Annotated in this window: 21 protein-coding genes and 1 tRNA gene; 11 read left to right on the forward strand and 11 right to left on the reverse strand. The window is 58.4% G+C overall.

Going from position 1 to position 23,680, the window contains the following annotated elements; all coding sequences use genetic code 11:
* The first annotated feature begins 34 nt into the window (after positions 1–34).
* From otsB to IGS75_RS06280, 3 genes are read left to right on the forward strand one after another with little or no spacing between them, the layout of a single operon-like run.
* Positions 35–757: a trehalose-phosphatase gene (otsB, locus tag IGS75_RS06270; protein ID WP_202257944.1), complete on the forward strand. Its 723-nt coding sequence runs from the start codon at positions 35–37 to the stop codon at positions 755–757.
* On the forward strand, positions 745–2,088 hold the full coding sequence (locus IGS75_RS06275; RefSeq protein WP_202257945.1) for an alpha,alpha-trehalose-phosphate synthase (UDP-forming): 1,344 nt from the start codon (positions 745–747) through the stop codon (positions 2,086–2,088). The genes otsB and IGS75_RS06275 overlap by 13 nt, the downstream gene beginning before the upstream one ends.
* On the forward strand, positions 2,079–2,597 hold the full coding sequence (locus IGS75_RS06280; protein WP_202257946.1) for a disulfide bond formation protein B: 519 nt from the start codon (positions 2,079–2,081) through the stop codon (positions 2,595–2,597). The genes IGS75_RS06275 and IGS75_RS06280 overlap by 10 nt, the downstream gene beginning before the upstream one ends.
* 9 nt (positions 2,598–2,606) lie before the next feature.
* Here IGS75_RS06280 and IGS75_RS06285 read toward each other — a convergent pair whose 3' ends face one another.
* Positions 2,607–2,783 carry a DUF1328 domain-containing protein gene (locus tag IGS75_RS06285; protein ID WP_211555853.1) on the reverse strand — a complete coding sequence of 59 codons (177 nt, stop codon included), beginning with the start codon at positions 2,781–2,783 and terminating at the stop codon, positions 2,607–2,609.
* 192 nt (positions 2,784–2,975) lie between these two features.
* Between IGS75_RS06285 and IGS75_RS06290 the strand changes: the two genes are divergently transcribed.
* Positions 2,976–5,009 carry an NAD(+) synthase gene (locus IGS75_RS06290; protein WP_202257947.1) on the forward strand — a complete coding sequence of 678 codons (2,034 nt, stop codon included), beginning with the start codon at positions 2,976–2,978 and terminating at the stop codon, positions 5,007–5,009.
* Between the two features lie 92 nt (positions 5,010–5,101).
* Positions 5,102–6,493: an NAD-dependent succinate-semialdehyde dehydrogenase gene (locus tag IGS75_RS06295; RefSeq protein ID WP_141353179.1), complete on the forward strand. Its 1,392-nt coding sequence runs from the start codon at positions 5,102–5,104 to the stop codon at positions 6,491–6,493.
* Positions 6,494–6,605: 112 nt separating this feature from the next.
* Here IGS75_RS06295 and IGS75_RS06300 read toward each other — a convergent pair whose 3' ends face one another.
* Positions 6,606–9,401, reverse strand: a complete 2,796-nt coding sequence (locus tag IGS75_RS06300) for a glycosyltransferase (protein WP_237469033.1) — start codon at positions 9,399–9,401, stop codon at positions 6,606–6,608.
* A 511-nt stretch (positions 9,402–9,912) separates the two neighbouring features.
* Here IGS75_RS06300 and IGS75_RS06305 point away from each other — a divergent pair.
* Both IGS75_RS06305 and IGS75_RS06310 read left to right on the forward strand, forming a co-directional pair.
* Positions 9,913–11,292, forward strand: a complete 1,380-nt coding sequence (locus IGS75_RS06305; protein WP_141353177.1) for a beta strand repeat-containing protein — start codon at positions 9,913–9,915, stop codon at positions 11,290–11,292.
* A 114-nt stretch (positions 11,293–11,406) separates the two neighbouring features.
* On the forward strand, positions 11,407–14,112 hold the full coding sequence (locus IGS75_RS06310) for a glycosyltransferase (RefSeq protein ID WP_141353175.1): 2,706 nt from the start codon (positions 11,407–11,409) through the stop codon (positions 14,110–14,112).
* Here IGS75_RS06310 and IGS75_RS06315 read toward each other — a convergent pair.
* A complete protein-coding gene (locus tag IGS75_RS06315; RefSeq protein ID WP_141353173.1) occupies positions 14,087–14,977 on the reverse strand; it encodes a rhamnan synthesis F family protein in 891 nt (296 codons plus the stop codon). The genes IGS75_RS06310 and IGS75_RS06315 overlap by 26 nt on opposite strands.
* Before the next feature lie 179 nt (positions 14,978–15,156).
* On the opposite strand from IGS75_RS06315, the gene IGS75_RS06320 reads away from it, so the two are divergent.
* The gene (locus IGS75_RS06320; RefSeq protein WP_011252687.1) at positions 15,157–15,426 is read left to right on the forward strand and encodes an HU family DNA-binding protein; all 270 of its coding nucleotides are present in this window, start codon (positions 15,157–15,159) and stop codon (positions 15,424–15,426) included.
* Between the two features lie 80 nt (positions 15,427–15,506).
* Here IGS75_RS06320 and IGS75_RS06325 read toward each other — a convergent pair whose 3' ends face one another.
* From IGS75_RS06325 to IGS75_RS06350, 6 genes are all read right to left on the reverse strand, one after another.
* The gene (locus IGS75_RS06325; RefSeq protein WP_202257948.1) at positions 15,507–16,958 is read right to left on the reverse strand and encodes a glycosyltransferase family 2 protein; all 1,452 of its coding nucleotides are present in this window, start codon (positions 16,956–16,958) and stop codon (positions 15,507–15,509) included.
* Positions 16,959–17,095: 137 nt separating this feature from the next.
* Positions 17,096–17,170, reverse strand: a tRNA-Gln gene (locus IGS75_RS06330).
* Between the two features lie 71 nt (positions 17,171–17,241).
* Positions 17,242–17,931, reverse strand: coding sequence for a TetR family transcriptional regulator (locus tag IGS75_RS06335; RefSeq protein ID WP_141353170.1), 690 nt, complete (start codon positions 17,929–17,931; stop codon positions 17,242–17,244).
* A gap of 81 nt (positions 17,932–18,012) precedes the next feature.
* Positions 18,013–18,843: a pyrroline-5-carboxylate reductase gene (gene proC, locus IGS75_RS06340; RefSeq protein ID WP_228123894.1), complete on the reverse strand. Its 831-nt coding sequence runs from the start codon at positions 18,841–18,843 to the stop codon at positions 18,013–18,015.
* On the reverse strand, positions 18,840–19,346 hold the full coding sequence (locus IGS75_RS06345) for a type III secretion system chaperone family protein (RefSeq protein WP_141353166.1): 507 nt from the start codon (positions 19,344–19,346) through the stop codon (positions 18,840–18,842). Before IGS75_RS06345 ends, proC begins: the two co-directional genes overlap by 4 nt.
* Before the next feature lie 178 nt (positions 19,347–19,524).
* A complete protein-coding gene (locus tag IGS75_RS06350; protein ID WP_062107038.1) occupies positions 19,525–19,815 on the reverse strand; it encodes an accessory factor UbiK family protein in 291 nt (96 codons plus the stop codon).
* An 81-nt stretch (positions 19,816–19,896) separates the two neighbouring features.
* Here IGS75_RS06350 and rfaD point away from each other — a divergent pair, with 81 nt between their 5' ends.
* From rfaD to pgeF, 3 genes are read left to right on the forward strand one after another with little or no spacing between them, the layout of a single operon-like run.
* Positions 19,897–20,877 (forward strand): ADP-glyceromanno-heptose 6-epimerase, encoded by a 981-nt coding sequence (rfaD, locus tag IGS75_RS06355; RefSeq protein ID WP_141353164.1) that lies wholly within the window; start codon positions 19,897–19,899, stop codon positions 20,875–20,877.
* A gap of 26 nt (positions 20,878–20,903) precedes the next feature.
* Positions 20,904–21,710 (forward strand): prolipoprotein diacylglyceryl transferase, encoded by an 807-nt coding sequence (gene lgt / locus IGS75_RS06360; protein WP_141353207.1) that lies wholly within the window; start codon positions 20,904–20,906, stop codon positions 21,708–21,710.
* On the forward strand, positions 21,703–22,470 hold the full coding sequence (gene pgeF, locus IGS75_RS06365; RefSeq protein ID WP_202257949.1) for a peptidoglycan editing factor PgeF: 768 nt from the start codon (positions 21,703–21,705) through the stop codon (positions 22,468–22,470). Before lgt ends, pgeF begins: the two co-directional genes overlap by 8 nt.
* On the opposite strand, the gene IGS75_RS15440 is transcribed toward pgeF, so the two are convergent.
* Together IGS75_RS15440 and IGS75_RS06370 are read right to left on the reverse strand one after the other, a co-directional pair.
* Positions 22,440–22,697, reverse strand: coding sequence for a hypothetical protein (locus IGS75_RS15440; protein WP_237469034.1), 258 nt, complete (start codon positions 22,695–22,697; stop codon positions 22,440–22,442). The genes pgeF and IGS75_RS15440 overlap by 31 nt on opposite strands.
* A complete protein-coding gene (locus IGS75_RS06370; protein WP_237469035.1) occupies positions 22,673–23,602 on the reverse strand; it encodes an acyltransferase family protein in 930 nt (309 codons plus the stop codon). The genes IGS75_RS15440 and IGS75_RS06370 overlap by 25 nt, the downstream gene beginning before the upstream one ends.
* Between the last annotated feature and the right edge of the window lie 78 nt (positions 23,603–23,680).

Below are 23,680 nucleotides of genomic sequence, written 5' to 3' on the forward strand. Positions count from 1 at the left end.
GAATGACCCAGAAACAGGAAGAAATGACAGCTTCATGATTCAGGTTCCCTTTCCCCCGTCTCGGGCAGCCCTGCTGCTTGATTTTGATGGAACGCTTGTTGATATCGCGCCTACCCCGGAAAGTGTCCGGGTACCGGAGGGGCTCGCGGCGGATCTGCTGCGTCTTCGGGACATGCTTGATGGCGCGTTTGCGATCATTACTGGCCGACCCATTGCACAGATTGATCATTTCCTGCCGGATATTCCTTATGCCGTGGCGGGCGAGCATGGTGTGATGATGCGTCATGCGCCCGACCAAGCGTTACGGGAGCGGGAGCTGCCCGTTGTGCCCGGAGAATGGGTACAGGCTGTTGAAAAGGCTGCGGCAGATCATCCCGGAGCCAGTGTTGAACATAAAAAAGCTGGAATGGTGCTGCATTACCGCCGTGCGCCCGAGGCGGAGTCTGCTTTTCGGGAGTTGGCGTCGGCCTGGCCAGTGGAAGACCGGGGGTTTCACCTTCAGGATGCCCAGATGGCCATCGAGCTCCGGCCATTGGGGATCGATAAGGGCAAGGCGCTGCGGGAACTGATGGCGGAGCCGCCTTTTGCAGGACGGCTTCCGGTTTTTGCCGGTGATGATGTCACGGACCGCGATGGGGTGAGAGCTGCGCGCCAGATGGGGGGCGCAGGTTGGCTCATTCCCGATGATTTTCCAGATGCGGCCACGTTCCGGCGCTGGCTGCATGATCTGTCGGAGGGACACGGATGGGGCGCCTGATTATTGTTTCCAACCGGACGCCTGCCCCTGGTGAGCGTACGCAGCCTGCCGGGGGTCTGACGGTTGGTCTGTATGATGCAGTACAGACGCAGGAGACCCTGTGGTTCGGGTGGTCGGGCCATCAGCATATGGATGCGGCCGACCGGCCGGTCCAGAGCGAGCGGGTGGGAAACGTCAATTACGTGACGTTCGACTTGACCCAGGAGCAGTATGATCGGTTTTATCTAAATTTTTCCAACGGAGTCCTGTGGCCCCTGTGCCATTACCGGACCAACCTGATCCGCTACACCCGTGAGGACTGCGATGCCTATTATGAGGCGAACGAGGTCTTTGCGGATCGTCTGGTCGGGCTTCTGGAGCCGGATGATACGGTCTGGATCCATGACTATCATCTGTTTCCGTTGGGTAAGATGCTTCGGGACCGGGGCGTAACGGGTCGGGTCGGATTCTTCCTGCACATTCCGTTCCCGCCTTGGAGCGTCGCGCGTCTGCTGCCCAAGCTCGACATGCTGTTGACCGGACTGGCGGCCTGCGACCTGATCGGGGTGCAGACGCCTGAGGATGCGGCCAATCTCAAGGGATGTTTCGAGGCCTATGGCCTGAAGGCGGCGGTCGAGGCCGTGCCTATCGGGATTGATCCCGTCAGCTTCCGACAGCAGGCGATCGAAAGCGCTTCTTCCGACGAGGTGATCAAGATCATGGATACGTTGGAGGGGACGCGCCTAATCATGGGGGTGGACCGGCTGGATTACTCCAAGGGTCTGCCCGAGCGGATGAAGGGCTTCGAGGCTCTGCTAAAGAATTATCCCGAGCATCGCGGGCAGGTGACATTCCTTCAGGTTACTCCGGTGTCACGGGGTGGCGTAGAAAGCTATCGTCTGCTCAAGGAAGAGCTGGATGGGCTGGTCGGGACGATCAACGGCGCCTATGGCACGCCGGATTGGGTGCCGATCCGTTACACGACCTGGCCGATCGGGCGGCATATCCTCGCCGGGCTTTACCGGGTGGCGGATGTGGGGTTTGTTACGCCGCTGCGGGATGGGATGAACCTCGTGGCCAAGGAGTTCATCGCGGCGCAGGACGAGGACGATCCTGGTGTGCTGGTGCTGTCGCGGTTTGCTGGGGCAGCTCCAGAAATGCCCGAGGCGCTTCTGATCAATCCGCTGGATGCGGAAGGAATGGCCGAGGCGCTTCATATCGGCCTGACCATGGACGTGCACGCCCGTCATGCGGCATGGTCTGCGATGTATGGCGAGGTTTCCCGCAATACGGCGGGGAGCTGGTCCAAGCAGTTTCTTGATAGTCTGGAGGCGATCCATCCGTGCCACTGAACAGAACGACACACCGCCCCGTTTCAACGAATGCTCTGGGCGGTCTGTATGTTCTGGGGGCGCTTCTGGCGCTCGGCGTAGTCTGGTTCGCCGAGCACTGGCTGAAGCTTGCGCCGTGCGAGCTGTGCCTGTGGGAGCGGCGCCCGTGGTGGGTGCTGCTCGGGATCGGGATTGTCACGGTCGTCCTGCCCAAGCGCTATGCCCGGTTCGGAGTTTTCCTCGGGCTCTTGTGCTTGATGACCAGTATTGGGCTGGCGGTGCTGCATGCTGGGGTGGAGCACAAGTTCTGGCCCAGCCCGGCGCCAGAATGCAGGGCCCCGGCTTTTCACGGTGGTAGCTTCAAGGACTGGATGTCCGCGATGCCGGCACGGCCGAACAAGCCGTGTGATTCGCCGGATTACCTGTTCGGTCTGCCCGTCTCGATGACGGAGCTGGGAGGGCTGTATGCGGCGGCGGTGTTCGTGGTCGCTCTGGTCGGGAGCTTCCGCATGGGACGCTCCCGACGCTGAGGGTCTGGATCAGAGGCGCGTGCCGCGTCCGCGTCCGAAGACGAGGCTGATGACCAGAAGCACCAGGAAGATGAAGAAAAGGATCTTGCCGATATAGGCAAAATCTGCCGAAAGTCCGCCAAAGCCCAGCACCGCAGCACACAGGGCGAGGATAAGGAAGGCAATGGTCCAGCGCAGCAGGTCCATGGGACTGTCTCCTTTGTCAGTAGCGCCCTCCGACGGAAAGGCGGGGTTTGAAAAGGCTGAACGGCAGCGGGATGAACTGGTTCATTTTCGCAACATCCGTTTTCTGCGGGGGCTGTGCGTGCAGGCCCCGTTTTTGATATTTCCATGGGTCGGATTTCCGTATTCGGACTTCCTGCCTGCCGGAGGACCGTCATGACCCTGTTCCGCTCCCTGTATCATCAGGGATTTGCCCGGATCGCCGCCTGTACGCTGCCGGTGACGCTTGCTGACCCGCTGAAAAATGCCGCGCGGACCCTCGGCGTTCTGCGTGACTGCGACCGGCAGGGTGTGGCGGCAGTGGTTTTCCCGGAGCTGGGGCTTACAGGCTACACACTGGAGGATCTGCGCTTTCAGGACGTGGTGCTTGATAGCGCGCTTGAGGCTCTCCGGCAGGTTGTTGCAGGGACGCAGGATCTTCTCTCCGTCGCGGTCGTGGGATTGCCGCTGGTGCAGGGGGATCTGCTCTACAATTGCGGTGCGGTTATTCACCGCGGCCGGGTGTTAGGTGTGGTTCCAAAGTCGCATCTGCCCCGGTACCGGGAGTTCTACGAGTCCCGGCATTTCACGTCCGGACTTCAGACGTCCGGGACAATCCGGCTGTTGGGCGAGGATGTGCCATTCGGGGCGGATCTGCTGTTTGCGGCCGAGGATGTGCGTGGGCTGACGCTGGGCGTGGAGATCTGTGAGGATCTGTGGGTGGCGTCTCCGCCGAGCGGAAAACTGGCGGAAGCAGGGGCGACCGTCATTCTCAACCCTTCGGCATCCCCGGTGACGATCGGCCGGACGGATGACCGGTCGCTTCTGTGTCAGGCGCAGTCCATGCGAACGCTGACGGCTTATGTGTATGCGGCGGCGGGCGAGGGGGAGTCGACTACCGATCTGGCTTGGGACGGGCAGGTGTCGATCCACGAGGCCGGGCGGCTTCTGGCGCAGTCGGATCGTTTTCCGCAGGGCGAGCGGCTGGTCGTGGCAGATGTGGATTTGGATCTGCTGCGGCAGGAGCGGATGCGGACGGGCCAGTTCGGGCAGTCGGGACAAGAGTTTCGGATCGTTGGGTTCACGCTTGCACCGCCTATGACTGATCTGGGGCTGGAGCGGGATGTCGTGCGATTTCCTTTCGTCCCGTCCGATGCGCGGACACTCGCTCGGGACTGCTATGAAGGTTGGACCATTCAGGTCAGCGCTCTGCGGCGGCGGTTACAGGCGAGCGGGGCGCAGCGCGCCGTGATCGGGGTTTCAGGCGGCCTGGATAGTACGCTGGCGCTACTGGTTGCGGTGCGGGCGGCGGATGAGCTTGGCTGGCCGCGAACGCATATTCTAGCCTACACGATGCCCGGTTTTGCGACTGGAAGCGAAAGCCGTTCTCTGGCCCATGCGCTCATGGAGACGCTGGGCGTTGAAGTGAACGAGCTGGATATCCGGCCGACGGCGCAGACAATGCTGGCGGGAATTGGTCATCCTTTTGCGGCGGGGCAGCCTGTTCATGACATCACGTTCGAAAATGTGCAGGCAGGTCTGCGGACCGACTTCCTGTTCCGGATCGCCAATTACCGCAATGGCATCGTGATCGGGACGGGGGATCTGTCGGAGCTGGCGCTGGGCTGGTGCACTTATGGCGTGGGGGACCAGATGTCCCACTATAACGTCAATGCCGGGATGCCGAAGACGCTGATCCAGCATGTCATCCGCTGGTTGGCCCGTGAAGGAAAGCTGGGCGATGGTGTTGGTCCGGTTCTGGAACGGATTGTCAGTGCGGAAATAACTCCGGAACTGGTGCCTGATACGGGGCAGGGCGTTCAGAGTACGGAGCAGATGATCGGGCCTTATCCTCTTCAGGACTTCACACTTTATCACATTCTGCGTCATGGCTTCCGACCGTCACGGGTGGCGTTTCTGGCGGAGAAGGCCTGGGTGGATGCATCGCGTGGCGACTGGCCCTCACATTATCCCGAGGATCGGAAAGTTTCGTACGATCTGCCGGAAATCCGGCACTGGCTGGAGGTATTTCTGCGGCGGTTTTTCGGGACAAGCCAGTTCAAGCGCTCAGCCATGCCGAATGGTCCGAAGCTGGTTTCGGGCGGTTCGCTCTCTCCGCGCGGGGACTGGCGTGCGCCGTCTGATGGCACTGCAACGGCATGGCTCGAGGAGTTGTGGGATAATCTGCCTCAAACGAACACAGATTTGTGAACTTTTGGTATGTTGGTATGTTGGGGGTTATGTCTCTCGGCATTCGTGCCAATATGTTGAAAACCCGTCATCATACAGGAACATGACCCGTCATGGCTTATGCTACGATCAATCCCTATACCGGTGAGACGCTCAAGACTTTCCCAGACGCAACTGACCAGGAAGTCCAGACCGCGCTGACCGAAGCCTATGATGCGTTCAAGAGCTGGCGCCATACGCCGTTCGCCGAACGTGCGAAGATCATGACGGCAGCCGCCAACATCCTTCGTCGCGACATCGACAAGTATTCCAAGCTTCTGACCCTCGAAATGGGTAAGATTTATGCCGAAGCCAAGGCAGAGACGATCCTGTCCGCCGAGATCTTCGAATATTACGCCAAGCACGCTGAAGAGCTGCTGAAGGCCGAGAAGCTTCCGGTTGCCGATCCGAAGTCCGGTGATGCCGTCCTGATTCACCAGCCGCAGGGCATCGTGTTCGCGATCGAGCCGTGGAATTTCCCATTCTACCAGATCGCCCGCATCATCGCGCCGCAGCTTTCCGCCGGTAACACGGTTATCCTGAAGCACGCATCCAACGTGCCGCAGTGTGCGGCTGCGTTTGATGAGTTGATGAAGGAAGCCGGACTGCCGAAGGGTGGCTTCCGCAACCTGTACGCTGCCCGTCATCACACCGAAACGATCCTAAAGGATCCGCGCGTCTGTGGTGTGGCTCTGACAGGTTCCGAAGGCGCAGGCGCCGTTGTGGCCGGTATTGCGGCGCAGGCTTTGAAGAAGTCCACGATGGAGCTGGGCGGTTCTGACGCATTCGTGGTTCTGGACGATGCGGATCTGGAAAAGACCGCAAAGTGGGCCGCTTTTGGCCGTCACTGGAATGCCGGTCAGGTCTGCGTGTCCGCCAAGCGTCTGATCGTGGCGGATGCCGTCTATGACCGTTTCCTGGAGCTGTACAAGGCGGAAGTTCTCAAGCTGAAGGCTGGCGATCCGATGGATCCGTCCACCACGCTGGCACCGCTGTCCTCGCAGAAGGCTGCGGACGATCTGAAGGCTCAGGTCGAGGAAGCCAAGAAGCATGGTGCGGTTGTCGAGGCCATTGGCCCGTCCGTGCCGGAGAAGGGGGCGTTTTTCCAGCCACTGCTGATGACCAACCTGCACGAGAACAATGAAGCCCGTCTGTGGGAGTTCTTTGGTCCGGTCACGCAGCTCTATCGCGCCAAGGATGATGCAGATGCCATCCGTATCGCCAATGACTCGCCGTTCGGTCTGGGTGGTTCAGTCTTCACGAAGGATACCAAGCGCGGCGTAAAGGTTGCCGAGCAGATCTATACAGGTATGGTCTATATCAACCATCCGACGATGGTGAAGGCCGATCTGCCGTTCGGTGGCGTGGCCCGTTCGGGCTATGGCCGCGAGCTGATCGGTCTGGGCATCAAGGAATTCGTCAACCATAAGCTGATCGACGTTGTTGATATCGACGCACCGTTCTGAGTGAGGCGTATCGGGCTTCCTCGTGAAGCTCGGTTCGATCTTTCAGGTCATGAAAAACCCGCTTCCGGAGCTGTCCGGGAGCGGTTTTTTTTATGGCTGGTCTGGAAGAAGCTCAGTTTTTCCGGGGCCTGGCCTGTTCGGCGCTGAGGCGGATCCAGGGATGTCTGGCCTGAACAAAGGCCACGACGCGGGCCTTGTGTGCGTCTTTTTCGGTGGAGGCGTTCGTCATGGATGTCTCGTGCTGGCGGTAATCGGCAAGGACCTGCGGGACGTGGTGGCCGGGAAGGCCGCGCTCCGCCAGCGAGCACCACAGGTCGAAGTCCTCCCAGCCCATTGCTTCACGTGAAACATAATAGCCCCCAACTGCCGCCCAGGCCCATTTGGTGACCATGGCCATGGCGTCGATCCTGTTCCCGGAGACGAGAGAGAGCGGATTGAAAGGCAGGTCTCCCAGAAGCTCTGGTGTGCCTGGTTGGTGATGGGTGTCTGCCCTCATATCCATCAGCACGGGGCCGTGCTCGTTGAAGCAGGCAATGAGCGGATAGGCGTAGGCTGTGCCGTCATTCATGGAGCCCAGAAGCGTTTCGCAGGCTTCAGGGCGCAGGATGTTGTCGGCATCCAATTGCATGACATGGACGGTCTCGGCCGCGTCCATTCCGATATTGCGCGTGCCTCCCAGACCCGCATTTGCAATGGACTGGCGCAGAATCAGGCGGTTGAAGCGGTCGCAGTGCCGCTCCATCCAGGTACGGGCTAGAGCGACCGAGCCATCCGATGACCCGTCATCCACGACGATCAGATCAAGGACGGGAAGGGTTTGCGCCGCCACGGATTCCAGTGCGTCCAGAAGATGTGTTGCGTAATTATAGGACGTGATGACGACAGTGACGGGAGCTTCTCCCAGTGCGTCGTGATGAAAAAGGGTGCGGTTGGGGGGGATGACGGGCACGGGCGACGGAGCGAGACGGTCTCTGGCAAGACGCATTTCTCCGGCAAGGGCCGCAGCTTCGTCTCCGCACATGGACGTCAGGACGAGCTTCATGCGCCGGGCTTGCGCCTGCGGGCCGAAGGGCCACAACACGGAATGATAGGCGTCCCGTGCCATGCGAACGCGGCGCTCCGGGTTGTCGATCAGTTCGATCAGGGCGTCGTACCAGTCTGTCGGGCTGTCAGCCAGAAAGCCGGTTTCGCCATGGCGGATAACGCGCTGGAACGGTCCGGTGGGGGAAGCGATCGTTGCCACGCCCGACAATGCAGCTTCGAAGAATTTGATCTCGCTTTTGGCTTCACAGAAGATGTTTCCCGTCTCCAGAGGCGCGATGGAGATGTCGAACCGTGCGAATTCGTCCTGCAGTTCTTCGAGAGGGACCATGTCGCGCCACTCGATCTGGTCCTGCACGGCGATCAGGCTGGGAAATTCTTCCATCAGTAGGACCGGGCGATGCGTGACGGGTTCGCGGAACAGGACGAGGCGCGCTTCAGGACGCTGGCGCAGGACTTCCGCGATGGTGGGGCAGACGGGTGCGAAGTCCCGTTGATGGGTTCTGGAACCTGTGGCGTAACCGATGCGGATCAGACCGTTGCCGGAGTTGACACGGCCTGGCTCTCCACGCATGCGCAGCGCCAGGCGTGCCCGTTTCAGGGTGAACAGGTCATAGATGTTCGGAAGCAGGTGAACGACGGGGCGCAGACTGTGCATGGCAAAGACCAGCTCGGCCGTGGTCGTCGATCCCTGATCGCAGCGCAGGAAGGTGCGGCGCATTTCCGAGAAGCAGCGCTCGATCCGCTCTTCCGTGGCGCCAATCGAACGGATGCCGTCGATCATGTCCACGCGGGCATAATGGGGAACGAAGACAATATCGTCCGCATCGAAGACGGTAATGACGTTTTCTGCTTCGGCCAGATCGAAGATTGTACTGACATGGCCACTGTATTCGACCCGCCAGAACACCATGACATCCGCCCAGTGAATATCGTCATACCCGACCGCAGCGCAGGGCTGGACCCTGGCCTCAAAGCCAGCTTCCCGGGCAGCGTCGGCATTGCGGTAGCAGCGGTACAGAACGCCAGGTGTGTCGGGTTCTCCTGCAACGAATAGTACGCGGTTTACGGAGAAAGGCGCGGGATTTGACGCTGATTCTGGCTTCGGCTCGGAAGTCGGGACCGGAACGGCCTCGGGGCTGCTCTCATTCAGGTCGGGTTCTTCCTGAACTGGAAGGGTAGGGTGTGAAGGACGGGGGTGGAGAATGCGTTTGAGGCGTCGGGCCGCCCGGAGCCAGAGCGGAGGTATCGGAAGTGAGTTAGGAACCGGATCTTCAGGGGGGAGAGACACGACCGCTGGCGGAGCGGGTGGCTCTGTCTGTTCGGGTAGTGGGGGTTCGGGGGGTAATGACGCGTTTTTGGCGGAAAGCATCCGAAGAGAGACCCGGAGTTCCTGGATGGTCTGCGTTTTTTCAAGAGATGCCTGCTGTATCGCCTGCGCCTGGGACATCAAAAGGCGAATTTTCCGACTGTTATTGAGAAGCAGTCGGATGTTGCGTCGGAGGCCGAGAGATTCCGCATTTTCTGACATCAGGGTACGCAGAAAGGGTGAATTGCCTGCATTTGTCAGGGCGTTTTCCGGGGCCAGGGTAACGGAGCCTGCGGGGTGATTCGGCCCGAACTGGAGAACAGGAAATGAAGAAGGGCTCTGGAGAGCGTCTTCTGTAATCTGGCACAGTAGGGGAAGAGCGGTCTTGTCGTTCTGGGACGTCTGGGAGACAATCCGGATGTCCTTGTCTGGAAGATGTGCTTCCAGCATTGCACGGAGAGCGTGGTGAATCTGGGCATGGACGCGGGGTGAACATTCGATCCGGGCAGCGGAAAGATCTTGTTCTTCGGTCAGGATCATTGCCAGCCAGACAATCAAGAAAACGTGATCCTGAAGATCGGGACGGGTATCTGCATCTGACCTTTCTGATGCCAGCAGAAGTGCCAGACATGCCAGGTGATGGTCAGCTCCCGGAAGGGGCGGTAAGGGGGGGGGGGGGGAATTCACGAATGGGCCTGTCAGGATCTAAGTGTCTGTGAAGGATAGATTGTTTCAGGGAAGGCACAGCTCGGTCAGGTTCGGCGTGACGCAGTAGTGATAATATTTATTTCTGGAAGAATTAGCATTAACGGAACTTTTCTGATATAAAAGGATTTAACTTAAGAGTTGGATCACCCGCTCTTTTCCGTTTTCACATAATGAAAATGGAAAATTCTTTTTCGGTGTGGCTGTCCGAATCCCTAAATGATAGATCTTGATTCCTTGTGTCGTGCCTGAAGTGGATTGCGTTTGATAATCTGGCTCTGATATATGCAAGAATCGTCGCTCGATCATTTGGGTGGTCCGAGGGCCGCCGGTGCGAGGCAACCTTTTTTAGGAGTGCATGGTAATGGCTAACATTACTACAGTAGTTGGTGCCTCCGGCCAGACCTTTGTGGTCACGGTCAGTGGTGGGCAGACCCAGCTGTTGGCGCAGCAGTATCAGACTGCTGTTTCCACCCTCCACTCGAGTGGAGGGCTTGATTCTTACGATCTGGTTCCGGGCAGTAATGGCGCTACGGGTACTACGACGGGTCAGGGCCTGATCAGCCAGGGTGGTGATTACACCGTTTCCGGCGGTACCACGCAATATATAGCTGTTGGTAGCTACTCCACGGTTGGCGAAGACACTCTGAACTCGGCTGTCAGCCTGGATCTCTCCAGCAGCACTGCCAAGAGCATCAGCGTTCTTACCGGTGACTTAGCCGGGGTATCCGTGACGGTCGGTAACCAGGACGGCACGTTCACTGGCGGACTTGGCAACAATACGTTCAATGGCGCCAATTCCACCGGGAACTGGACCATCGCCATGGGTGATGGCAACAATACCGTGACGGGCACCAATGGTGACGACACCATCAGCGCTGGTGATGGCAACAATCTCATCAAGCTGGGAACTGGCACGAACGTTGTCAGTTCTGAAGGTCAGGACACTATTGACGGTACGACTGGTACCGATACGGTCACGCTGCTCGGCGGAAGCTCCGTGGTCACGCTTGGCGCCAACGCAACGGTTTACGACACGACGTCGCACAACACCGTTTCCGCTGGCAACAACAGCTCCATCACGGGCGGTAGCTCCAGCACCTACTACTCGACCGGCAACCTCAGCACGGTCTCGGGTGGTTTGAACGATACCATTTCGGCTTCCGCTGATATCTGGCAGATTCGTGGTACCGCCAACTCGATCACTGCTTCGGGAGCCCTGACGTTCCTGAACGGTACGGGTGCAACGACCGTTTCCGCTGGAACGTCAACACTGTTCGGTGCCTCGGGTCTTGATCTGATGTTGGTAGGTGGCTCCGCAAGCTCCACCAACCTGTTCGTCGGTGGCGATGGCAGTGAAACCGTTACGGCTGCATCTTCCAACGGTACGCTGCATGCTTTTGCAGGCACGGGTGACGAGACCATCATCGGTGGTTCTGCTGCTGATACGCTGGTTGGCGGTTCGGGTGCTGCTACTCTTACGGGTGGTTCGGGCGCGGCCAATCTGTTCGCTCTGACCAAGGGCTCTGCTGGCGGTGACTACACGATCACCGATTTCGGCAGCGCAGCCGGTAATCTGATGGCTCTGTACCAGTATGGCCTTCAGAACAACGACGGTCTGGCAAATGTTCTGTCGAACGCTACGGTTGCTGGTGGTAACACCACGATCGAACTGTCCGATAACTCCAAGATCACGTTCGTTGGTATCACCGACCTGAACGCTTCTGACTTCACTCTGAGCTAATGATGGCATCTGTCTTCTGACAGATTGGTATTGTTCAGGAAGGCCGGATCCGAAAGGGTCCGGCTTTTCGTGTTTCTGAAGTCTTTTTGTCTCCTTTTGTGAAAGCCTGACAGAATGCGGGACGACCCGCGCGAAACCTTGACTGAAAGCTACCGCAGTGTGGCTCGCCTTAATGGCTTGAGAGCCGAACAGCTGCAGAAGGAAAACCAGAAGCTTCGGCGGCAATTGTTCCTGATTCAGACTTCTTTGTCCTGGCGTGTGACGCTTCCCCTGCGGGCCGTGCGCGCTTTGACGTTTGGTAAGCTGCTGTCCGGCCGCCCTGTGAGAGAACTTCCGGAAAGGTTTCTGCGTCTCTTGGGACGGGAAGGGCTGTCAGGGATCAGGAAAACAGTTATCCACCGTGCTCGTCGCCTGAAGCGGATTCAGGGTGATCGGCGGAAGATTTCGACAGCATCCACTGCTGAGACAGGTGGCCTTCATCCTTACCGAGTTACGCCCGAGGGTGGAACCGCGAGACTGAAACCTCAGGTTCTCATCATTGCGGAACTCAGCCTTAGGCAGTGTGCCAAGTATCGTGTCTGGCAGAAGCGGGATTTCCTGAAAACGCTGGGTTGGTCAGTTCAGGTTGTGGATTGGCGCAATATGGTCCAAGCCCACTCCGCCCTTCAGCTTTGCACGCATGTCATTTTTTATCGGGTTCCGGGCTTCGATGACGTCATGAAGCTGGTGCAGGAAGCGCATCGGCTGGGGCTGGCTCCGCGCTGGGAGGTGGATGATCTCATCTTCGATGAACGGGAGTATCGGCAGAATGGGAATATCGATACGCTTCCTGCGGCTGAACGTGATCTTCTGCTCTCAGGGGTTGCGTTGTTCCGTCGGTGTATGCTGGCCTGTGGTCGAGGTATTGCCTCGACGGCGGCTCTTGCTGGTGCCATGCGAGAGGCAGGGCTGACGGATGTCGCTGTCCTAGAAAACGCCCTGGACGTACAGACGCTTGGAATTGCAGAAGCTCTTCCTGTTTCTGCGGAATCAGACCGGATATGGGTGTCGTATGGGTCCGGCACTAATACTCATGATGCCGATTTCAGGCAGGCCGAGGCGGGGCTTCTGGCAGCGATGGATGAGGAGCCGCGGCTTTGCCTCAGGGTTATTGGTCAGTTGCAGTTGTCTTCGGCATTTAGCCGGTTCGGGGATCGGGTCGAGCGTCTTATGGAGCTGACCTATCCGGAATATTTGAAGGCCCTGTCCCAGACGGATATTGCGATCGCTCCGCTGGAAAAAACGCTGTTCAACGACTGTAAAAGCAACATCAAGTTTCTTGAGGCGGCCATTGTCCGGGTTGCGGCCCTCTGTTCTCCCTGTGCAGCATTTCTGACAGTTCTGCGAGATGGGGAAAACGGCCTTCTTGCCGCAGATACCGCAGCATGGCGAAGTGGCTTTCTGACCTTGGCGCGGGATAGGGATTACCGGAAACGTCTGGCGGAAGTGGCTTATGAGGACGTGATGGCGCGGTATGCCCCTGAGGCGATGGCGCAGACCCAGGTCCGGGCATTGTTTGGCCTTCCGCCCCGTCGGGACGCAGAAGGCCTTAGGGTCCTGATGGCGAATGTCTATTTCGTGCCACGCTCTTTTGGCGGTGCCACGATTGTGGCCGAAGAGATGGGGCGTCGCTTGGTCCAGAAAGGGGCTGAGGTCAGCGTCATGACCTCCAGACCGCCTGCAGTGGATATTCCTGATGGGGACATTCGTTATGACGTGGACGGCATGATGGTTTTTGCTTCCGTGTTGCCTGACGGTCTGGACGGGGTGGGGCATCTGGATAATCCGGCAATGGCTTCCCGGTTTGAGGAGGTGCTTGAAGCCTGTCAGCCGGATGTCGTGCATGTTCATGCTGCGCAGGGGCTGGGAACGGGGCTCCTGCGGATCTGTCAGGAAAGAGGAATTCCTTACGTTCTAACGCTGCACGATGCCTGGTGGCTTTGCGAGCGGCAGTTCATGGTTAGGGGGGACGGACAATACTGTTTCCAGACGACCATTGATTCTGCGGTTTGTCAGGTTTGTGTGCCGGGTGTGCGGCATCTTGCGGATCGGACTGTCGTGATGCGGCAGGCCCTGGCGGGAGCGGCCTTTCTGATCAGTCCGTCGCAGGCGCACCGCGAACTCTATCTTGCGAACGGGATTGCGCCTGAACGGATCGTGGTCAATCGCAACGGTTTTTGCTGGCCCAAGCGTGCGCGCCAGCCGCGGCCCCCCGGGGCACCACTGCGGTTCGGATTTGTTGGTGGTACGGAAGCAGTCAAGGGATATGGCCTACTGAAAGAGGCCATGCAGTCTCTGTCGCGGAGTGATTGGGAGCTTGTCATTGTCGATAACAAGCTCAATCTCGGGTTTCAGTCGATCTTTCCGGAAGACTGGACAGTTCGTGGGCAGCTCCGGGTTGTGCCCGCCTATACACAGGCCGGGCTCGATGATTTTTATGATCAGATCGACGTCCTGCTGTTTCCGTCGCAGTGGAAGGAAAGCTACGGCCTGACGGTGCGGGAAGCACTGGCACGGGATGTCTGGGTCGTCACGACGTCTCCTGGAGGGCAATCAGAAGACGTTGTGGACGGGGTAAACGGGACGTGGTTGCCGCTGGACGGTAAATCACAGACGCTTGTCCAGGCTGTCTCTGTACTTCTGGATGCACCGGAACGCTTCGAGGGGTACGTCAATCCGTGCAAGGAACAGCTTGCGACATACGACATGCAGGTGGAAGAACTTTACGGCTTTCTGAAGCAGGCCGCAGGGCAGTTTAGCGGCCGAGGAGCAGGGCTGTAAGGGCATGGCGCCGGTCTTCGCTGGCCAGGGCCTGGATCAGCCTGGCCCGGAAGCCTGCGCGTTTGGAGCGGTTGCGGGGTGGTGTGGCGGCAAGATAACGGGCGATCCAGTCGGGGCTGAAGAAGGCGGGATCGGGAATTTCCTGCCGCCACAGATGGGTGGACGCGATTCCGCTCGGGTTGTCGCGCAGGAGTTCGGTCTTGATGAAGGGGGCGTGGCCCGATCGCAGGACGGCACGCCAGTCCGTGTGCATGGGGTTGAGTGCCAGAAGACGGGCGAGGCCTCGGGGGTTGCTCCAGGCGGCTCCGCAAGACAGTCCGGCCGTCTTGAGGGCCAGGCCGAGGCCAAGCTCTCCGTGCAGGATGATCTCGTCCTTGCTCATGTCGCTGAAGGGCTGGTTGAAAATCCGCTGGATTGCGGGATGATCCAGGGCCTCGCGAGTCATGCACAGGAACCAGGATTGCAGATGGGTTACTATGGCTTCCGAGCGGACCATGCCCCAGATCTGAAAGTTTTGTGCCCGCATGCGCTCTACGATGGGATTGAGCGGGAGGAGTGGGCCGAAGACGCTGTCATTGGCGAACAGGATTTCGTCTGCGTCCCTGTCGCAGCCACGGGAGAGCAGGAATTGCCAGGCTCCGAAGTCCAGTCCGGTATTGGAGCGGGCATGGACGGTTGCTGGGACCGGAGGTGTGCCGCTTGCGAGGTCATTGTGCAGTGATTGGGCTTCTGTTTCCGACAGGCCGGAGGCGGCGATATGGATCGTGAAGCCACATGACGAGATCTGGCTGAGTAGATGGCGTGTGTGAGGGGGAAGCCCCGCTTCTGTACTGTAATATGCGAACAGGCAGACAGAGGCTGACACGGACCGTCCTGTTGAAGAAGGAAACGTTAAATTCATAATATATGGTTGTTTCTAGGGCGGTTCTATAGGAAATACTATGACATTCTGAGGCGATAGATAATTCGCCCTTCAGTTCGCATTAGCGGCATTTCTGTACCGGCAAGATGCGATCTGCACTGAGTAAATCCGGAGTTTTATTCATGAGCAAAGCTTTTCTTGCCGCAGTTCTGCAGGATTCCATGAATTGTACTGGAGTTGTTGCCCAGCGGGCGGTCAATGACATGATTGACGCCATTATTGAGGAACTGCGCGAAGAAGGCGGTTTTACACTGCCGTCTTTTGGGACGTTCACGGTTTGTGAAACCAAGGCCAGGCAGGCCGTCAATCCGCGGACCGGAGAGCCTGTCGAGGTTTCAGCGGGGCGGACCGTCAGGTTCAAGGCCAGTCCGGGACTGAAACAGCTTGTTTGAAGGGGCGTGAGCGCTCTGACAGGGTAAGAACTGTCGGAGCGCCCGGTGCAACGTGCTTGTGACCGTGCCAAAAGGGGCGGTCAGATAATGGACATGATTTGGGGTCCGAGAAGCGACGTCAGATTCATTCTGTCGTTACTGTCGAGTGCGGATGATTTCAGTAAGAATTCTTCATACGGAAAAGATCCTGCAGAATTGAGCATGTAATATATCAGGTCCGAGGCTGGCCCTTCTTTGTCTCCAACGAAGTTCAGCTCAGACACCTTTTCTCCGAAGTAAAATTTCTCCCAGTCTGAGGCTTCATCCCGTGAAAATTCCACGCCTCCGCCATGGCTTTCGGGAATACAGGTCAGGTATTTTTGGGTTTTCGGAGATTTTATGAAAACCGAACCATCTGATTCGTTGGAATGAAATTCAAATTCATAGCAGTAATTGCTCTGGGCTGAGTGGCTGATATGGAATCGAACATTTGATGAATACACAAAAGGATTCCGAAAAATCCAGATTTTATTGCTATCGTAGGGGATTGCGGCCAGAATTCTCTCAAATCCCTGTCCCTGAAAGAGATGCCCATCAATGTTGTTCAGGGAAAGGTGTTCGCCATGAAGGCTCTTGAGATAGAATAGATCCACTTTTCTGTGAGGATTCAGGCTGTTTGCCGTTTTTTCCAGAGCGTTTCCTTTCTCCAGGAAATTCTTCATCGAATACTGGAAAACTGATTTCTTAATATTGCTGTAGACAGCATTTGCCGCATTGATGCGTGCTTGATCCTGGGGATCATAGACATCATTACGATCAAAATGAGACCAGTAGACCGTACTGTTCGACAGATCGGATCCCAGGCGTCTTTTGATGCGGTCGATGAAGTGCTCCATGGAGCGGCAGATATAATGATTGATTCTGGCGCCTTCCCACAGGATGTTTTTCGTGGCTCCAGGGCGCCATTCTACGGGCTGGCCGGCAGCGTCCGCGTAATTTCCGTAGGACAGGTTGAACTTGTGGGGATTTTCATACACGAAGTTGACAGCTTCTGGCCTTACGAAGCTTTTTACGAGCGTATTGTCATTAAGTTCGGGCGTCGATCTGTGGTTGAAGACCTGATAGGTCGGGACCTTGTCTTTCAGGACCCTGGCGGAACTTCCGTATATGCACCAGCTTAGGGCAATTCCCGTATCGTCTTTACTGAATTTGTCCAGAAATCCGTTTATGTCCTGGGCACCATTGATGCTGACATATTCGTCACCATCCAGCATGGCGATCCACTCATAGTGATCGATGGACTTCTTGATGGCATCAAAATAGCTGTCGCGTTGTCTGTAGTAAAAATTGCCTTCAAGCATGGAAGTCCTGCAAACTTCCACGTTGTAAATTCCTTCGCAGGATTTGGCTATTTCATAGGTCCCGTCGGTCGAGTGGTCGTCATATACAAATATTTTATCGAACCCGAGGGAAATATGCCATGATAGCCATGCCATGATGTCATGGGCTTCGTCTTTAACGAAAAGTACTACTGCAGATTTTTCTTTTTTCACGACGAAGACCCTGATTGATGTCTGAAGTATGCCCCTTCAGATTACATCCTTGATTGAGATTAGCCAAATCAGTTGACGGGCATTGTCCTGAAATGCGCTGTACTCGTTGCGGGAAGCATTTTCCGGTTTTTGGAGGCTGGCTGGGGTGGGAGGATTCGAACCTCCGCATGGCGGAATCAAAATCCGCTGCCTTACCGCTTGGCTACACCCCAAATGATGCGCTCTTGGGAGCGCATGCTTTTGGCCTTCTAGTCCGAACCGGCTGCCTTCGTAAAGTGCGAAGTCAGGATTCTAGTTCAAGATCGTGGTCAGGCAGGCCGGTATTGTTCAGAGCCTCGTCCATTTTGCGTCGTGCTGAGGGTTTGAGAATGCCGTAACGCTCTGCACGATCCAGCGCGCTATCGAGGGCGGCCATGGTGGAGGCCAGATCCGGGCTCTCGTCTTTTTCCCAGGTCCGCATGGCGTGGGCCCAGACTCCGGACAGGGCATTGATGCGTATCACGCCGCCGAAACCTGTGCAGTCGATCCCTGCGGCTTCTGCGAGCCATTTCATGGAATCAAGGGTGGTGCCGGCCAGAAAAGCCGCCAGAGCCGGGTCGTAGGGCACGGCCTGGAGGACTGCGCGTACGCCTTCACGATATTCCTGGAAGATATCGAAGCGGCGCATGATCAGATCGAAAAGATATTCGCGCAGCGTTCCGCCGTCACCGTCGTCACGCAGGGCGCTGGCATCGGCAAGGCGCCCGAGCTGGAGCAGCAGAAGGGCCTTGAGCGGATAGCGCCTGCGAACGGTTTCGATGGGAAGACCGGCTTCGCGGGCCGCGTCTACGAGGGAAAAACGGTGCCATCCCTCGTTTCCGGCGAGCGACAGGGCGGACTGGAGAAGGGCGGCGTCGAAAGCTTCCTGCGCCATGTCCGACGAACCACTCAGTGCCATGTCGTCGGATTCAAAGGGGTCCTGCCGTCCGTCCATACGGGTCTCCTGTCGAAAGCTTCTGGTTTTATGGTGGGAGCATTGCGGTCTGCCGACAAGCTCTCTCCCATAAAGAAACTGTCAGCCAGCGAGTTCGTCGGCCCGTTTTGTAGCAGCGTCAATAGCTTTTGGAACCGTCTGGGGCCAGGCATCGGGTTTCATGAGTACGGCCAACGCTGCGGCGGTGGTGCCGTTGGGGCTGGTGACGGCCTTGCGGAGGTCTTCGGCGCTTTCGGGTAGATCGTCGAGCATGCGTCCCGCACCATAGATTGTTCCACGGGCTAGACGACGGGCGACATTTGGTGCCAGACCATGCTGCTGTCCCGCTTGTTCCAGTAGTTCGGTCAGAAGGAACACATAGGCAGGGCCGGAGCCGGAAATGGCTGTGACGACCGACAGATCGTCTTCGTTCTCGACAGGTACGACGTCCCCGACCGCAAAAAGCAGATCGTGACAGGTGGATTTCTGCTCGTGGCTCGCGGCGGTTGAGGCGTAGAGACCGCTGATTCCCGCACCGACTGAGGAGGGTGTATTGGGCATGGCGCGCAGAACCGGAATGTCGGCTCCAGCACGTCGGACAGAGTCCGAAAGTGTTTTGCAGGTGCGTCCGGCCATGACGGAGAGAATGGCGGCACCGTTCAGGCGAGGGCCCAGAGCCTTGCCAAGCGCATCGATCACGATTTCGGCAACGCTGGGTTTAACGGCGAGGACGATGATGTCGGGTTGAAAATTGGCAGGGATTTCGGCGGCTGTCCGGACGATGGTGACCGTATCGTCCGAGCGGCTTCGGTGTCGGTCGAGGACGACGAGGTGTGGCGGTGTGGGGGAGGCGAGCCACCCGTCGAGTAGCGCGCCTCCCATCTTGCCGCACCCTGCAAGAAGGATTGAAGGGACGGAGGATGGCACGGTCAGGCGTCTCCCACACAGTCAAGCATGGCGGCGTCTATGGCCTCTTGCGGTGATTTTCCGCCCCAGAGCGCAAACTGAAAGGCGGGATAAAAGCGTTCGCATTCGGACATCGCGATCTCCACAAGGTCTTCCATGCTTTCGCCGGGCAGTGTCTGCACGCCGCGCAGCAGCAGCGTATGTCGGTAGGACGGGGTGCCTGTGTCGGGATCGACGGCGAAATGGCCGATCCAGAGGCGGTTATTGGCAAGGGAAACGAGTTCGTGGACGGCCGGACGGCTCTTTGCGGGGGAGCGCAGATCCATGATGCAGTTCAGGTGCAGGGCCGAGAGTTCATCGGACCACGTGAAATACAAGGAATAGTCGCACCATTGTCCGGGGGCCTGGGCGGCCATTTCGGAGGGGCCGAGGCGTTCGAACTCCCATTCATAAAGGCCCATGACCTGTTCCATCAGGTCGAGCGGATGGGATTCTGTTTCATTGGTGAGTGAGGTGCTCAGGGCAGGCATGGCGGGTCTCCCAAGGCCGTGGAGCCTGGCACCGGCCTGGCGCCGGTGCGGCGCTCCAGATGTCTGCGGCCGGAAGCGGAAAATCTGCTCCCGACATCAGTTACGTTATGGAGCCTTGGCCTCGGGTGCAAGCATTACGCGTTGTAAAAGTCACACTGGTTTCAGGGAGTGTTGCAGATCAGCCCTGTGGGCCGCCTTTTTCTTCGGTTGCAAGCTCCTCGACAGCAGCCAGGCGCGATTCGATTTCGGCCAGACGCTGTTCTGTTGCGTCCTGTGCCATTCGCGCACGGGTTGCCATTTCCTGTACCGCGTCGAATTCGTCACGGCGCACGAGGTCGAGGCTGTTGAGGATTTCGTCCACGCGGGTGCGGACGATGGCGTGAAGTTCCTCGCGGGCGCCGGTCACGGCGGAAAATGCGTTACCGGCAAGGCCAGCGAGGTCGTCGAAAAAGCGGGGTCTGTCAGCCATGATGAAGTTCCTGCTGTTCTGCGGCGTGTCGTGTCGGGCGCGTCGCTTGGATCGTTATCGGGGGCAGACTATACAGGAAGGATGATTATCGTCACCGGCGGGGCCGGATTCATTGGTTCGTGTCTTCATGCCGCCTTGCGTCGCCGGGGCTTGAGGACGGTTGTGGTTGATCGGCTCAGGGACGGGGTGAAGTGGCGCAATCTGGCGTCCCATGCGCCGGATCGCATCATCACGCCTGATGAGCTGGAAGGTTTCCTTGCGTCTGAACCGGATGTCGAAGCCGTGTTCCATATGGGGGCGATCAGCGCCACAACGGCGCGGGACGGAGATCTTGTCTGGTCGAGCAATGTGGATCTGTCGCAGACCTTGTGGCGCTGGTGTGCGGCGCGGGGCGTGCGGATGATCTATGCGTCTTCTGCTGCGACCTACGGGGCGGCGGATCAGCCGAAGATGTTCCGTGACGGGCTGGAGGGCATTGATGGTCTGAGGCCGCTGAATCTGTATGGCTGGTCCAAGCAGGCGTTCGATCTGTGGGTGAAGCGGGAAATTGGAGCCGGGGCGCCTGTGCCGCCGCAATGGGCCGGGCTCAAGTTCTTTAATGTCTACGGGCCGAACGAATACCATAAGGGATCGATGATCTCTGTCGTGAAGGTCAAATACGACGAGGTGGTGCAGGATCGTGCGGCGAAGCTGTTCCGCTCGGATGTACCGGGACTGGCCGACGGGCAGCAGCAGCGGGACTTCATCTGGGTCGGGGACGTTGTGAACATCATGCTGTGGCTGTTTGATCATCCGGACGTCAGCGGGTTGTTCAATTGTGGGACCGGTGTGGCGCGGAGCTATCTCGATCTGGCGCATGCGGTCTGTGACGCGGCCAAGCGGGCGAGGGATGTTGAGTTCGTGGACATGCCCGAGAAGCTGCGCGGACAGTACCAGTCCTTTACCTGTGCGGATATGAGCCGCCTTCGCGCTGCGGGCTATGATGCGCCGTTTACGTCTCTTGAAGATGGAATCGGACAGTATGTGCGCGACTATCTTTCCCGTCCCTCCCAAAATCTCTGAGAGCCGAGTCCGTGAGCCATCCCCTGATCTTTCCTGATTTTGATCCGGTTGCCTTTCATGTCGGACCTCTTGCGGTGCGCTGGTATGCGCTCGCTTATATGGTGTCGTTCATCATTGCGCTGCCGATTGCGAAGCGGCTGAACCGTCTGGCGCCGGAAGTAGCGACGAAAGAGCAGGTTGATGACTTCCTGTTTTACGCGATTCTCGGGGTGCTGATTGGGGGACGGCTGGGTTACGTTCTGTTTTACCGGCCGCTGGACTATTTTTCGCATCCGCTGGAGATCTTCAAGACATGGGACGGCGGGATGTCGTTTCATGGCGGGGCGTTGGGCGTCATTCTGGCGCTGGCGTATTTCAGCTGGAAGAACCGTCTGAGCTTTCTGGCTTTTGCGGACCGGATCGTGCCGGTCGTGCCGATCGGACTTGGGCTTGGGCGCTGTGCGAATTTCGTGAACGGGGAATTGTGGGGGCGTCCGGCGTCTCCGGATCTGCCTTGGGCGATGATCTTCCCGACGGGCGGTCCGATTCCGCGGCATCCGTCCGAGCTTTACGAAGCCCTGACCGAGGGTGTCCTGCTGCTGTGCGTGATGCTGTTTGCGGCCAGCCGTCCGCAGGTTCGCGAGCGGTTCGGATTCCTGTCGGGGCTGTTCCTGTTCGGCTATGCCTGTGCCCGGAGTTTCTGCGAGTTTTTCCGGCAGCCTGATGCGAATATCGGGTTTTTGTCGGGCGGGACGACGATGGGGCAGTTGCTGTGTATTCCGATGGCGCTCGTGGGGATGGGGCTGATGGTATATGCGATGCGGCGCCCGGCTCAGGTGTCGGCGCATGTCTGAGGCTGTGTTGACGGGCTCGGTTCTCAAGGTTCCGCACGGGTTCTTCACGCGGCTTGGGGGCGTTTCGCCGGCACCGTATGACAGTCTGAACTGTTCGCTATCCTCGCAGGATGATCCGGCGAATGTGGCGGAGAACAGAGCTCGGGTGGCACGGGCGATCGGGGTGGAAGCGGATTGTCTGCTGGGTCTGAAGCAGACGCATAGTGACATCACCGTGCCTGTGACGGCCGAAACGTCGCTCTGGGTGGCAGGGAGCGGGCAGGCAGGCGATGCGCTGGTGACGGACCGTCCGGAGATCGGCGTGGGGGTGATTACGGCGGATTGTGGCCCTGTTCTGCTGTCTTCTGATGACGGGCGGATTGTTGGGGCGGCTCATGCGGGCTGGCGCGGAGCTGTGGGTGGGATTCTGGAGTCTGTGGTCGCGCAGATGGTGGCGCTGGGTGCCACAGGGATCAGCGCCGTTGTCGGGCCGTGCATTTCGCCGGAGAGCTATGAAGTCGGTCCGGACATGCGCGATGCGGTTCTTGCCAAAGGCGTAGCGGGAGAGAGTTTCTTCCAGCCAGCGCTGCGCGAGGGGCATTTCCTGTTTGATCTGCCGGGCTATTGTGGTTTTCGTCTGGAGCAGGCCGGCGTCCGGACTGTGCAGATCCTTGGTGTGGATACGCTGACGGATCCGCGGTTTTTCAGCCATCGGCGGCGGACGCTCGCGGGTGGTGGGCATATCGGGCATCAGATCTCGGCGATCCGTCCTGTTGGCTGAGGGTGGCGAAGGCCGGATTTTTCGAGCAGCCAGCGATCGGCGGGGCGTGAGAGAAAGCGGTCCACGAGGGCGCCAAGACAGAGGGACAGGCCGAGGGTTGGGATGAACCAGACCCAGCCGAACGTCCAGTTTTCTCCGGTGGCTCTGAACAGATGGATCATCGGCATGACGACGAACATGTGGCTGAGATAGATTTCATAACTCAGCCTGCCCCATTGGCGGGGCATGTCAGAAACCGGCTTCCGGTCGTCTTGCCCCATCCGTTGTAGAAAGCGAGAAGCAGGGCGGCGCATGAGGCTGTGAAAAATAGCGGTGTGGCGTAGCCGAGGGTCAGCCATACGACATGGCCGTCGATCAGATAGAGACCGACGCCGAGACTTCCGCTCCAGCCGAGCCAGGGTGTGAGTTTTGCAAAGAGGAACGGGGCCATCCGGTGCGCCAGAAGGGCTGCGCAGACGCCCATGGCGATTGCGGAAATGCCTGGTCCGTAGGCTTCATCCTGCCAGATGTCCGATGCGTTGCGGATCTGCCATTCCGCGAAAGGGCTGGACAGGGCGAGGAGCGCAAAAATGAGGCCAAGCAGTTTGGGGATGCGTCCGCCCAGCAGGCAGAGGATGGGGAAGGCTACATAGAACAGTTCCTCGACCGAGAGGGACCACAGCACATCCCAGTTGGGGGGAAGATAGTTCGTTCGGGCTTCGTAGAGGTTCAGATGCATGAACAGCGCTGCGAAGATGGCGCCGGGCAGGGTCTGGCTGTCGTGATGGAAAAGGAAGTCGGGAACGCCTGCGAGGTTGAGAGCCGCGAGAATCCCGAGCAGGACCAGCAGGCATGGCAGGATGCGGCAGGCCCGGCGCATTGAGAAGGCGATGGCGTTGATGCCACCTAGGCTGCCCCATCGGCGCAGTGTGTGATCGGTGATCAGGAAGCCTGAAATGACGAAGAAAATCTTTACGCCCTTGCCGCCATTCCAGTTCAGGGCTTTCAGCAGCATGGTGGGCAAAACGGTGGAGAGGCCGGTCTGCATCAGGGGGATGCGCAGGGCGAGGTGATGGATGACGACGAGGATAATGGATAATCCTCTGAGCAGGTCGATCCCCGGATTGCGCTGTGCGCCTGTCGTTGTCTGCACCCTGAAATCCCATCCTGCAAAAGCGGAACGCTTCTGTAATGGAAGTCAGGCATGATTCCGTTCGGAATGTGGCGTGGG

Origin of the sequence: Gluconobacter sphaericus (genome assembly GCF_016757795.1) — a bacterium.
GTDB lineage: Bacteria > Pseudomonadota > Alphaproteobacteria > Acetobacterales > Acetobacteraceae > Gluconobacter > Gluconobacter sphaericus.